Genomic DNA, 11,110 nt, shown 5'->3' on the forward strand with positions numbered 1-11,110 from the left:
GGATGGGGTCCGTCTACCTGGCGGAGCACGTGTCCATTGGCAGCCGCGTGGCGGTGAAGGTCCTGCACGAGCATCTGACGCGCTACCCGGAGCTGGTGCAGCGCTTCCATGCCGAGGCCCGGGCGGTGAACCTCATCGGGCACGAGAACATCGTCAGCATCTTCGACCTCAACGCCGCCGCGCCCCGGCCGTACCTCATCATGGAGTTCCTGGAGGGGGCGCCGCTGTCGGCCTGGGTGGGCACGCCGCTGTCGGCCGGCGCCGTGGTCCCCATGCTGACCCAGGTGTGTGACGCGCTGCATGCGGCGCACGCGAGGGGCATCGTCCACCGCGACCTGAAGCCGGACAACATCTTCCTGGTGAAGCGTGGGCGGGGGATGCCGTTCGTGAAGGTGCTCGACTTCGGCATCGCGAAGCTGGTGGACGCGAGCATGCCGGAGACGGTGGCGGGCATCATCGTGGGGACGCCGGAGTACATGGCCCCGGAGCAGTCCCTGAGCCGGAAGCTGGACGGCCGCGCGGACCTGTACGCGGTGGGCGTCATCGCCTACCAGCTGCTCACCGGGCGGCTGCCCTTTCCCGACGAGGGGCTCACCGCCCAGCTGGTGGCGCACCAGACGCGGCAGCCTCCGGCCCCGCGCTCCATCTGCCCGTCGATTCCGTCCGCCGTGGAGGCGGTGGTGCTGCGCGCGCTGGCGAAGACCCCGGAGGAGCGCTTCCCCCACGCGCTCGCCCTGCGCGCCGCCCTGGAGCAGGCGCTGGCCTCGCGGACCCCGGCGCCGCGCGCGGCCGTGGGCGTGCCCCGTCCCGCGCCGGGAGATGTGCCTCCAGGGACGCCGGCCACGGGGCCCCGGCGCACCCCGCCGCTGGCCTCGCCGGGCGCGTCCGGGGGAAAGACGCTCCCCCTGCCCGTGCAGGTGGTGCTCCAGCCGGGCGCGCAGCCCCGCGCCTTCACGGGGTCGGACCTGTCGCGCGGTGGCGTGTTCCTGCACGCGACAGGGGAGCTGCCCCCGCTGTTCGCCCAGGTCCAGGTGGTGCTGCCGTTGTCCACCGGGCCGCTGTCCGTCACGTGCGAGGTGGTGCGCCACGTGTCGCCCGAGCAGGCCCAGGCCTGGAGCATGCGCCCGGGCTTCGGCGTGCAGTTCGTCGCGCCGTCCGCCGCGCTGAAGGCCCGCGTGGAGCAGCACCTCGCCGGCACACCCGCTTCTCCGCCCCCCGCGCCCCGGGAGCCGCCGGACGACGCCGAGGCCGAGCGCGCCCTGGCCCTGTGGAGCGGACAGCTGGCGGGGGAGGGCACGCACTACGCGGTGCTGGGGCTCTCACCGGACGTGGAGCTGGAGCCCGCGCGGGAGCGGGCGCGCGAGCTGTGGACCGCCCTGTCCGCGCTGCGGCAGCGGCCCTTGTCCCGCGGGCAGCGCTCGCGCCTGGAGTCCATGCTGATCCGCGTGCGGGACGCCGGAGACACCCTGGGCGTGCCCCTGCGCCGCGCGCGCTACGACGCCCGGCTGGGCAACGGCCGGGGCGTGGCGCGGTGCCTGGAGGCGGGCCTCACCGCCGCCCAGACGGACGCGCTGCGCCGCGAGTTCGTGGCCGAGCAGCCCCGGGCGGTGGGCACCGCGCGGGTCCACTTCCTCACCGGCAGCGCGCTGGAGCGCGACGGCCAGCTCCAGCGGGCCCTGGAGGCCTACGAGCGCGGCCTGGAGCTGGACCCCCTGGAGTGGGAGTTCCAGCAGCGCCGCCGGGTGGTGGACCGGGCGCTGGGGACGCGCCCGCCGCCGGGCGCCCGAAATGAAAGGGCCCGATTCCCTGGGGAGGGAACCGGGCCCTGACTGCCACGTTCCGGCCGTTCAGCCGGAAGACGTGACTAGTTGGCGCAGGCGGCGCTCACGCCCTCGAGCTTGCTGCTGCAGGACAGGATGCGCATCGCGAACGCCTGCTGCTCGGCCTCGGTCTTGTCGGAGCAGCCCTTCGCGTCGCTCAGGCACTCGGCGTAGGCGGACAGCTTGTCCTTGTCGGAGTCGCTGCAGGAGTCGAGGGACTCCTTGCAGGACTCGAGCTCCGCGTCCGTCGGCTTCTCGAAGCCGCTGGTGGACAGACCACACTCCTCGGCCTTGTCGACCAGGCTGTCAAACGCGTCCGCGGTGTCGTCGCACACGTTGCCGCCGCAGGCGGTGAGCGTCAGCGAAGCCATGGCAACCAGACCGAACAGGATGTTCTTCATGATGTTCTCCCCCTCAGGGATGAGGTACAGGTGAAAAGCAAGCGGCGCGCATCCTATTGCGCGCCCGCTTGCAGTCCAGTCGACTTTATTCCGGGAATTCTATTCAAAAGCAAATAGGGGGTCTGGGGGCGGGATGATCCGCCAACTGCCTTGACTCCCCCCCGGGATTCTCGTAAGTCCCGCCGTCTTTTAGCGCGCCGGCCGGTCTTCCGTCCGAAATGCGCGTTGGATTCCATGGGTTGAACCAACCCGAAGCTGACAGGGGTTCGACGATGTACGCAGTCATTCGCACGGGCGGAAAGCAGTACCGCGTCGCCGAGGGCGACGTTGTCCGGATCGAGAAGATCGCCGGGGACATCGGCGCCGAGGTCTCGTTCACCGAGGTTCTGCTGCTGGGCGGCTCTGAGAGCCCGAAGGTGGGCCAGCCGACGGTGGCGGGCGCGAAGGTCGTGGGCAAGGTGCTGGCGCAGGACAAGCACCGCCGCGTCCTGCACTTCCGGAAGGAGAAGGAAGGCTGGACCCGTCGCCGTGGCCACCGCCAGCCGTACACCGAGGTGAAGGTCACCTCGATCTCCGGCTAGTCGTCTTTCCGGGCATTCCCCACACGAACTTCAAGGAGCAGGTGTCATGGCCCATAAAAAAGGTCAGGGTTCTTCGCGCAACGGGCGTGATTCCAACCCGCAGTACCGTGGCGTGAAGGTGTACGGCGGTGAGACGATCACGGCGGGCAGCATCCTCGTGCGCCAGGTCGGTACGGTCATCCACCCGGGCACGAACGTGAAGCTCGGTCGCGACTTCACCCTCTTCTCGACGGTGGACGGCGTGGTGAAGTACGAGCGCCTCGGCCGCGACAAGAAGAAGGTGTCCGTGTACCCGGCCGCCGCCGAGCAGGCGAGCGCCTAGTCAGTGGCCCCGGGGTGACCCGGGGCTTCGGCTTACCGAGCGGGTCGTTCCCGGTCCTCTCCGTTCCCGTTGGGAGCGGGCGGATGCGTGGACGGCCCGCTTTGTGTTTTTCCAGGAGGGCAGTCGCCCCATGAAGTTCGTCGACGAAGTACGCATCTACGTGAAGGCAGGAGACGGTGGGAACGGCGCCGTGGCCTTCCGGCGTGAGAAGTTCATCGAGCGCGGCGGCCCCAACGGCGGGGACGGCGGCAATGGCGGCTCCGTGGTGTTCGTGGCGAACCCACAGCTGACCACGCTCCTGGACTACCGCTACCAGCAGCACCACCGGGCCAAGAGCGGCGAGCACGGCATGGGCAGCGACTGCAACGGCCATGGCGCCGAGGACCTGGTCCTCCAGGTGCCGGTGGGCACGCTGATCCGTGACGAGAACACCGGCGAGCTGCTGGTGGACCTGAGCGACCCGGGCCAGCGGTTCGTGGCGGCCAAGGGCGGCCGGGGCGGCCTGGGCAACATGAACTTCGCCACCTCCACGCGCCAGACGCCGCGCTTCGCGCAGGACGGCGGGAAGGGTGAGGAGATCACCCTGCGGCTGGAGCTGAAGCTGCTGGCGGACGTGGGCCTGCTGGGCTTCCCCAACGCGGGCAAGAGCACGTTCATCTCGCGGGTGAGCCGCGCTCGGCCGAAGGTGGCGGACTACCCGTTCACCACGCTGGTGCCGAACCTGGGCATGGTCCAGTACAAGGACAGCCTGTCCTTCGTGATGGCGGACATCCCCGGCATCATCGAGGGCGCCAGCGAGGGCGTGGGCCTGGGCCACCAGTTCCTGCGCCACGTGGAGCGCTGCAAGGTGCTGGTGCACCTCATCGACATGGGCGCCGAGGGCGAGGGCCGCAACCCGCTGGACGACTTCAACATCCTCAACAAGGAGCTGGAGAAGTACAGCAAGGAGCTGGCCGGCAAGCCGCAGGTGGTGGCCGCCAACAAGCTGGACCTGACGGAGGCGCGCGACCGGCTGGGGCCCTTCACGGAGGCGCTGCGCCGTAAGGGCATCCGCGTGTACCCGGTGTCCTGCGCCACGGGCGAGGGCATGCAGCCCCTGATGGACGCGGTGGCGGAGGTGCTCTTCACCGGCCGCACCGGCAAGCTCCACGTCGAGATGCCGACGACGCGCAAGTCCGCCGCCAAGGCTCCGGCGAAGAAGGCCGCCGCCAAGAAGGGCCCTGCGAAGAAGGCGGGCGCCGCGAAGAAGGCTCCGGCGAAGAAGGCTCCGGCGAAGAAGGCCGCCGCGAAGAAGACCGCGCGCAAGCCCGTGGCGAAGAAGGCCGCCCGCAAGGCCCCGGCGAAGAAGGCCGCCGCGAAGAAGGCTCCGGCCCGCAAGGCTCCGGCGAAGAAGGCCGCCCGGAAGGCCCCGGCGAAGAAGAAGTCTGGCGGGAGGCGCTGATCCGATGGCTGGTGGAGGCCCCCGCTACGAGAAGTTCGAGCGCGAAGCCGTCGAGCCGGAGCAGTTCCTGCTCGACGTGCGGAAAGAGAAGATCGACCGCGTCGTCAGCCAGCGCACGCGCAACTTCGTGGTGGTCCTCGACCGGCTGGAGGACAACTTCAACATGGCCGCGGTGCTGCGCACCTGCGAGTCCATGGGCGTGCAGGAGGTGCACGTCGTCATCAACCCGGAAGCGCCCTTCATCCCCAACTCGCGGGTGGCCCAGGGCTGCGACAAGTGGTTGGACGTGCACCTCTACAAGACGTTCGCGGAGTGCCGCGAGCACCTGAAGGGGCGGGGCTTCAGCCTCTACGCGTCGGCGCTGCGCGAAGGGGCCACCAACCTCTACACCCTGCGCTTCGACACGAAGTTCGCCATGGTGTTCGGCAACGAGCGCTACGGCGTGAGCGACGACGTGCTCACCGGAGTGGACGGGACGTTCGTGGTGCCCATGAAGGGCTTCAGCCAGAGCCTGAACATCTCCGCCGCCGCGTCCGCCAGCATCACCCGGGCGGTCGCCTGGCGGGACGAGCACCTGGCGGGGGGCTCCGGGGACCTGTCCCCCGAGGAGGCCCAGGAGCTGCGCGAGCGCTTCTACCTGCTGGGCGTGAAGCAGCGGAAGCGTCTGGTCAAAGCCACACAGCGGTGAATGCCGGCCCCCCGGGGCCCGTCCGGATGCGGTAGATGGACCCTGCGGGCGCCTCCAGGGGCCCGCTCCGGAGGCGCACGCCATGTTGCTGGAATCCCTGCTCTTCACGCTCCTCACGCAGGCCCCCACCACCGCGCCCGCGCCGAAGCCCGCGGCCGCCGCCAAGGCCCCCGCCGCCACGCCGGCGCCCGCTGCTCCCAAGGACGCGGGCACGGCCGCCATGCCCCCGTCCGCGAAGTCCGGCGACGCGAGCGTGGCCGCTGGCGCCGCGAAGCCCGCGCCCAAGCCGATGGCGCCCGAGGTGAAGACGCTCGTGGACCGGATGCAGGCCTTCTACGAGAAGACGGGCGACTTCAAGGCGGGCTTCAAGCAGGACTACAAGTACAAGGCCTTCCGCCGCACGCAGACGTCCACGGGCACGGTGACCTACAAGAAGCCGGGCCTGATGCGCTGGGAGTACGAGAACCCGTCCAAGCGGACGTTCGTGCTCGCGGGCAACAAGGTCTACATGCACGACCCGGAGGCGCAGACGCTGTCGGTGGCGGCCATGGACACCAGCCAGCTGTCCGCGTCGGTGACGTTCCTCTTCGGCCAGGGGAAGCTGGCGGACGAGTTCGCCATCACCAAGGGCGACTGCAAGGACTGCAAGGGCACGCTGCTGGTGCTGGATCCGCTGAAGAACGAGCCGCGCTTCCGCCAGGTGCGCCTGGAGGTGGACCCCTCCACGGCGCAGGTGCTCAAGAGCACGGTGGTGGATCCGGACGGCAGTGAGAACACCATCGCCTTCCTGGACCTGAAGACGAACGTGGGCATCGCGGCGGACAGCTTCAAGCTGAACCCGCCCGAGGGCACCCGCGTGGACGACTTCACCAAGAAGGCGCAGCAGTAGGACGGCCCGCCCTCCATGCGTGGCGTGCTGCTGGCGGGATGCGTGCTGCTGGGCGCGGGGTGTCACTCCTCCGCGCCCCCGGGCCCTTCACGTCCCACGAGCCTCGCGGGGCAGACGCTGCCCCTCCTGTCGTCGCCCGCGCTGCGGCTGACGGTGGCGGGGCGGCTGGGGAACCGGGCCGTGCCGGTGGTGCTGGACGTCACGCGGCCGCTGTCGCTCGTGTCCAGCAGCTGCTTCGACGGTGCGCCGCCCGCGGCCGCCGGGACCGCGCGCGTGCCGGAGTCCTCCGGAGGGCATCGCTCCTGGCCGGAGGTGCCGGCCCCGCCGTTGACGGTGGGCCCCATTTCGCCGCCGCTGCGCACGTTGCTGCTCTCCGGTGAGACGGGCTGCTCGGTGACGCTGGGGCAGGACGTGCTGTTCCCGTATGCCCTCACGGTGGATCCGCTGCGCCGCGAGGTGACCTTCACCGCGTCGCGTCCCCGGGAGGCCTACGACGCGGAGCTGCGCGCGACGGACGCGGTGCGCGAGTCGTCCGTGGTGGAGCTGAGCCGCGAGCCGCTGGGGGACTGGCCGCTCCTGGCCGTGCAGGTGAGGCAAGGTGGGGCGAGCATCACCGGCCCCTTCGTGCTGGGCACGCGCGAGCCCTTCTCCCGCCTGGCGGTGGACCCCGCGCTGGGACTGGGGCTGCAGCCGCTGGAGACGGCCGCGGGGCTGCCGCCGCGCACCTTCGCGGTGGACTCGGTGGAGGTGGCCGACGGGCTGGGCGTGAAGCCCCTGGTGATGGAGGCCGCGGGGCGCTGGCCGTCACAGAGCAGCCTGGGCCGGCTGGGGCCGGACGTGTGGGGCCGCTTCACCGCCACGGTGGACGCGCAGGGTGGGGCGCTGGTGCTGCGCAGGCCGCACGTGCGCACACCCGAGGGCGGAGGCCGGCAGCAGTGCGCGGGCGAGGGCGGCGCGTTCAGCGAGGAGGCCTGTTACGGCCTCTTCGTGCGCGCGGAGCCCGACGGCGCGGTGGCCCTGTCCGGCGCGGTGTTCCGGGACGTACCGGAGGGCGTGCGCCTCTACGTGGAGCCCCGGGGCGCGGACGGCCAGCGCCTGGAGACGGGCTGTCAGGTGGGCTTGAGCTTCCCGACCACCACGCGAGGCGCCAACACGCAGCACCGGTTGCCGTGGGCGTCCCTGGCGAAGACCCTGCCCGCGTGCCACGCGGCGCTCCAGGGCGCGAAGGGCTACGCGGTGTCGCTGGTGGAGGAGGGACGGCAGGCCGAGTGCCCCACGACGTGCGCCTTCGTCACGGAGTCCGCGTCGCGCCGCACCGTCTGCGAGTGCCAGCCCACGCCGCTGGGCGAGGGCGTGGCCGTGCCGACGAAGGGCTCGGGCCCGCAGCCGCCGCCCGTCGAGGAGCGCGAGCTGGAGCCCGAGGATCCGAAGTAGCCGGGCCCGCGACCGCCTCTTTTGCAAGAGGACGGAGGCGGGCCCGGGGCACTTCCTTCACTTGCGGCGGACTACTCCGGCCGGGGCTCCGGCGGACGCTTCAGCGCCTTCAGCGGCACGGGCGCGGGCGGGGCCTCGCGCGGGGTGTGCTCGCGCTGCTTCGGATCCGGACGCTCCACCACGCGGGCGATGAGGTCGTAGTCGTGCGCCTCCGTCACCTCCACGGTGACGAACTCGCCCGGGTACGCCAGGCCGTCGTTGATGTAGACCTGCCCGTCGATCTCCGGCGCCTGGCCCTCGTGGCGGCCCACCAGCAGGTGCTCGGACTCCTCGCTGGGGCCCTCCACCAGCACGGTGAGCTTCTGGCCCACGAGCTTCTTGTTCTGCTCGCGGTTGATGCGCTTCTGGATGGCCATCACCTCGCGCCAGCGGCGCTCGATGGTCTTCGCCGGGACCTTGTCCGGCAGGTCGAACGCGGCGGTGTTCTCCTCGTCCGAGTACTGGAACACGCCCAGGCGCTGGAAGCGCTGCTCCTTCACGAACTCCTTCAGGAGCTCGAAGTCCTCCTCCGTCTCACCCGGCAGGCCGACGATGAGCGAGGTGCGCATCACCAGGTTCGGCACGCGCTCGCGCAGCTTGGTGAGCAGCTTCTTGAGGAACTCCGAGTTGCGGCCGCGCTTCATGGACAGCAGCAGCTTGTCGCTGGCGTGCTGCACCGGCATGTCCAGGTACTTGGCGATCTTCGGCTCGGTGGCGATGACGTCGATGAGCTCGTCCGGGAACACGCGCGGGTAGGCGTAGTGCAGGCGGATCCACTTCACGTCCACCTTCACCAGCTCCTTGAGCAGCTCGTGGAGCTTCGGCTTGCCGGGCAGGTCATGCCCGTACGCCGTCAGGTCCTGCGCGACGAGGTTCAGCTCCTGCACGCCGCTGTCCGCCAGGTTCCGCGCCTCCGCCACGATGTCCTGCACCGTGCGCGAGCGCTGGCCGCCGCGCAGCGTGGGGATGATGCAGAACGCGCAGGCGTTGTCGCACCCTTCCGAAATCTTCAGATACGCCGTGTACTTCGGCATCGAGTTGATGCGCGGCGTCTCCGCGTTGTGGATGTAGTCCGGATCCGGAATCACCTGGCGCGGCGTGGCCTCGGCCGCCAGCAGGTCACCAATCTGGGCGTACGCGCTGGTGCCCAGGAAGTGGTCCACCTCCGGCATCTCCTGCGACAGCTCCTGGCCGTAGCGCTGGGACAGGCATCCGGTGACGACGAGCGTCTTGCACGAGCCGGACTTCTTCAGCTCCGCCATCTCCAGGATGGAGTCCACCGACTCCTGCTTCGCAGGGCCGATGAAGGCGCACGTGTTGACCACGATGACCTCGGCCTCCGAGGCCTCCTGCACGAGCGAATAGCCGCGCGTGCGCAGCGTGCCCAGCATCACCTCGGAGTCCACCCGGTTCTTCGGGCAGCCGAGGGTCATCATGTACAGGCTCTTGGTCTCTTCCACGCGCGTCTACCGCTTTCCCAGTTGCGTCCGCTCGAAGTGGTCCGCACTCCAAACGAAGTTGATGATGGCGCCGTTCGAGTAACCGATGTTCAGCGCCCCGTCTTCTTCCAGCTCCACCGAAGTGGCGCGACCCAGCGCACAGGTGGCGGCCGGCCAGTCGAGCACCCGCTGGGCTGTCTTCCCCGACACCACATAGAGCCCCATCCGGAGCTCATCGTCGGAGTCACATTGACCCTCGACGGCATAGGGGTTCTTCCCAGTGAGCACGGTAACGACCGGCCGTCCGTCCGGCAGGCTCAATGCTTCCGGCAGGTTCACGCCCATCTTGCTGGCGTCCACGGAGTTGGGGGCCACCAGCGCGCGCAGCGAGGCGGGGGTGAGGTTCTCTTCCCCCTGCGCCCAGTCCGGGTAGCTGAGCATGCCCCAGCCCAGCCAGCCGGTGGGAGCCGCCTCCAGCGTGGTGACGCTGGCGGAGGGCTTCAGCTTGAGGTTCTTGCGCGCCTCGTCCGGCAGGCGCAGCGACTCGCCCTCCGGCATGGAGCCGCCCTTGCAGTTGGACACTGGCACCACATTGGCGCCCACCTGGTCCTGGTCCTCGTAGGTGATGCAGAGGTCCATGACGAGCGGATCCACCGCAGGGAAGCGCGGCAGGGCCCGCACCGGAATCATGGCCACCACCGACAGCGTGTCGCCCTGGCGGTGCACCGCCGCGTTCACCAGGCCCTGCGCGAACCTGGGCGTGCCGCTGTCCGGGCCGGAGGTGCGCTGGCCGTCAAAGGCGAAGCGGTAGGTGTAGCCCGGGGCGGTAGGCCCCGCGTCCGGGAAATGGAGCGTCAGGGTGACGATGTCACCCGCGAGCAGCTGGTTGTCCGTGGCCTCCACGCCCACGAAGAGCGTGTCCTTGCGCCAGCCCACCCGGGCGGAGAAGTTGGCGGTGGCCCCCTCGGTGGACAGCGGCTTGAGGACCAGCGGCGAGCCGAAGTCCTTGAGCCCCTTCTCCGGCCGGGGCGCCTTCTTCAGCACGGGCACCGGCTTGCTGGGGCGGGGCGCCTCGTCCTGCGCGAAGGCGCCGGTGGCGAGGAGCAGACAGAGGGGCAGGGGGGCCAGACGGGCGGCGTGCATGAAGGGACGCCTCTAGTCGCGGAAGTTGGTGAACTGCATGTCCAGGCTGAGGCGGTCCTGCTCCTTGCGGAACAGCGCCATGGCCTCCTGCAGGTCGTCGCGGTTCTTGCCCGTGACGCGGAGCTGATCCGCCTGGATGGAGCCCTGCACCTTGATCTTCGACTCCTTGAGGACCTTGATCAGCTCCTTGGACTTCTCCACCGGGATGCCCTGCTGGAGCTTGATGGGCTGCTTGACGTTGGACAGGCCCGTCTTCTCGATGTCGCCGAACTCCAGGACCCGCAGGCTGATGCCGCGCTTGGCCAGCTTGCCGAGCAGGACCTCCTTGGCGGCCTGGAGCTTCTCCTCGCTGTTGGTCTTCAGCGTGAGCGCGGAATGGTCCGGGGCGATGTCGATTTCGGCCTTCACGCCCTGGAAGTCGTAGCGGGTGCTGAGCTCCTTGCGGGTCTGATTGACCGCGTTGTCGAGTTCAGCCAGATCGATTTTGGAGATGACGTCGAAGGAGGGCATGGGGGGGACCTTTTCGCGCCCTTAACATACCTACACCCGGACGACCAAGGGGACCACCAGGGTTCGCCGGGAGGTGTGCTGCTTGAAGGCCCGCTTCACCGCCTTCGTGAGCTCCTCGCGCACCAGGGCGTCGTCCCCCCGGAGCAGGGGGTTGAGCTCCTCGAAGTAGGCCCGCGCCTCCTGGGCCACCCGGGCCAGCACGCCCTGCTCGTCCGGGCTGAGGCCCTGGCCGGACAGCTGGGGCCCCGCCACCAGCGCCTGGGTGTCGCGCCTCAGCACCACCGCCGCGGCCACCACGCCCGTCTCCGCCAGCTTGTTGCGCTCCGCCAGCGTCTCCGTCGTCACCACCCCGTCCCCGGAGCGCTCCATCATGATGCGCCCTGAGGGCACGCTGCCCGTGAAG

Annotated in this window: 11 protein-coding genes and 1 pseudogene; 7 read left to right on the plus strand and 5 right to left on the minus strand. The window is 70.1% G+C overall.

The genetic code is table 11. The features are described 5' to 3' along the window. Window positions 1-1,829 (plus strand): protein kinase domain-containing protein (locus D7X55_RS26800; RefSeq protein ID WP_121724544.1); only part of this gene is annotated, 1,829 nt, incomplete at its 5' end. A gap of 35 nt (window positions 1,830-1,864) precedes the next feature. Here the strand turns inward: D7X55_RS26800 and D7X55_RS26805 are convergent. Then, entirely contained in the window at window positions 1,865-2,221 is a 357-nt protein-coding gene (locus D7X55_RS26805; RefSeq protein ID WP_121724545.1) for a hypothetical protein, read from the minus strand. Between the two features lie 272 nt (window positions 2,222-2,493). On the opposite strand from D7X55_RS26805, the gene rplU reads away from it, so the two are divergent. The 6 genes from rplU (at window position 2,494) to D7X55_RS26835 (ending at window position 7,576) form a co-directional block, all read left to right on the plus strand. Continuing rightward, entirely contained in the window at window positions 2,494-2,802 is a 309-nt protein-coding gene (gene rplU, locus D7X55_RS26810) for a 50S ribosomal protein L21 (RefSeq protein WP_014394222.1), read from the plus strand. A 46-nt stretch (window positions 2,803-2,848) separates the two neighbouring features. Beyond that, window positions 2,849-3,124: a 50S ribosomal protein L27 gene (gene rpmA, locus D7X55_RS26815; RefSeq protein WP_014394223.1), complete on the plus strand. Its 276-nt coding sequence runs from the start codon at window positions 2,849-2,851 to the stop codon at window positions 3,122-3,124. A gap of 130 nt (window positions 3,125-3,254) precedes the next feature. Further along, window positions 3,255-4,565: a GTPase ObgE gene (obgE, locus tag D7X55_RS26820; RefSeq protein ID WP_121724546.1), complete on the plus strand. Its 1,311-nt coding sequence runs from the start codon at window positions 3,255-3,257 to the stop codon at window positions 4,563-4,565. Between the two features lie 4 nt (window positions 4,566-4,569). Continuing rightward, window positions 4,570-5,253, plus strand: coding sequence for an RNA methyltransferase (locus D7X55_RS26825; RefSeq protein WP_120552512.1), 684 nt, complete (start codon window positions 4,570-4,572; stop codon window positions 5,251-5,253). An 82-nt stretch (window positions 5,254-5,335) separates the two neighbouring features. Next, the gene (locus D7X55_RS26830; protein WP_120552513.1) at window positions 5,336-6,142 is read left to right on the plus strand and encodes an outer membrane lipoprotein carrier protein LolA; all 807 of its coding nucleotides are present in this window, start codon (window positions 5,336-5,338) and stop codon (window positions 6,140-6,142) included. Between the two features lie 15 nt (window positions 6,143-6,157). Further along, the gene (locus D7X55_RS26835; RefSeq protein ID WP_120552514.1) at window positions 6,158-7,576 is read left to right on the plus strand and encodes a hypothetical protein; all 1,419 of its coding nucleotides are present in this window, start codon (window positions 6,158-6,160) and stop codon (window positions 7,574-7,576) included. 71 nt (window positions 7,577-7,647) lie between these two features. Here D7X55_RS26835 and rimO read toward each other — a convergent pair whose 3' ends face one another. The 4 genes and pseudogenes from rimO to D7X55_RS26855 form a co-directional block, all read right to left on the minus strand. Beyond that, a complete protein-coding gene (gene rimO / locus D7X55_RS26840; RefSeq protein WP_370450073.1) occupies window positions 7,648-9,048 on the minus strand; it encodes a 30S ribosomal protein S12 methylthiotransferase RimO in 1,401 nt (466 codons plus the stop codon). Between the two features lie 33 nt (window positions 9,049-9,081). Next, on the minus strand, window positions 9,082-10,197 hold the full coding sequence (locus D7X55_RS26845) for a hypothetical protein (RefSeq protein WP_199747149.1): 1,116 nt from the start codon (window positions 10,195-10,197) through the stop codon (window positions 9,082-9,084). A gap of 12 nt (window positions 10,198-10,209) precedes the next feature. Beyond that, on the minus strand, window positions 10,210-10,707 hold the full coding sequence (locus tag D7X55_RS26850) for a YajQ family cyclic di-GMP-binding protein (protein ID WP_120524455.1): 498 nt from the start codon (window positions 10,705-10,707) through the stop codon (window positions 10,210-10,212). 30 nt (window positions 10,708-10,737) lie between these two features. Beyond that, window positions 10,738-11,110 (minus strand): annotated as a pseudogene (locus D7X55_RS26855) (ribonuclease J); the annotation flags it as partial.

The sequence above is a fragment of the Corallococcus sp. AB049A genome (genome assembly GCF_003668885.1).
GTDB lineage: Bacteria > Myxococcota > Myxococcia > Myxococcales > Myxococcaceae > Corallococcus > Corallococcus interemptor.

What these genes read in the sequence shown, in the direction of transcription:
- D7X55_RS26805 (WP_121724545.1), bottom strand. Translation starts at nt 2,221, where the DNA reads ATGAAGAACATCCTGTTCGGTCTGGTTGCCATGGCTTCGCTGACGCTC.
- D7X55_RS26845 (WP_199747149.1), bottom strand. Translation starts at nt 10,197, where the DNA reads ATGCACGCCGCCCGTCTGGCCCCCCTGCCCCTCTGTCTGCTCCTCGCC.
- D7X55_RS26835 (WP_120552514.1), top strand. Translation starts at nt 6,158, where the DNA reads ATGCGTGGCGTGCTGCTGGCGGGATGCGTGCTGCTGGGCGCGGGGTGT.
- obgE (WP_121724546.1), top strand. Translation starts at nt 3,255, where the DNA reads ATGAAGTTCGTCGACGAAGTACGCATCTACGTGAAGGCAGGAGACGGT.
- rplU (WP_014394222.1), top strand. Translation starts at nt 2,494, where the DNA reads ATGTACGCAGTCATTCGCACGGGCGGAAAGCAGTACCGCGTCGCCGAG.
- D7X55_RS26825 (WP_120552512.1), top strand. Translation starts at nt 4,570, where the DNA reads ATGGCTGGTGGAGGCCCCCGCTACGAGAAGTTCGAGCGCGAAGCCGTC.
- rpmA (WP_014394223.1), top strand. Translation starts at nt 2,849, where the DNA reads ATGGCCCATAAAAAAGGTCAGGGTTCTTCGCGCAACGGGCGTGATTCC.
- D7X55_RS26850 (WP_120524455.1), bottom strand. Translation starts at nt 10,707, where the DNA reads ATGCCCTCCTTCGACGTCATCTCCAAAATCGATCTGGCTGAACTCGAC.
- D7X55_RS26830 (WP_120552513.1), top strand. Translation starts at nt 5,336, where the DNA reads ATGTTGCTGGAATCCCTGCTCTTCACGCTCCTCACGCAGGCCCCCACC.
- rimO (WP_370450073.1), bottom strand. Translation starts at nt 9,048, where the DNA reads ATGACCCTCGGCTGCCCGAAGAACCGGGTGGACTCCGAGGTGATGCTG.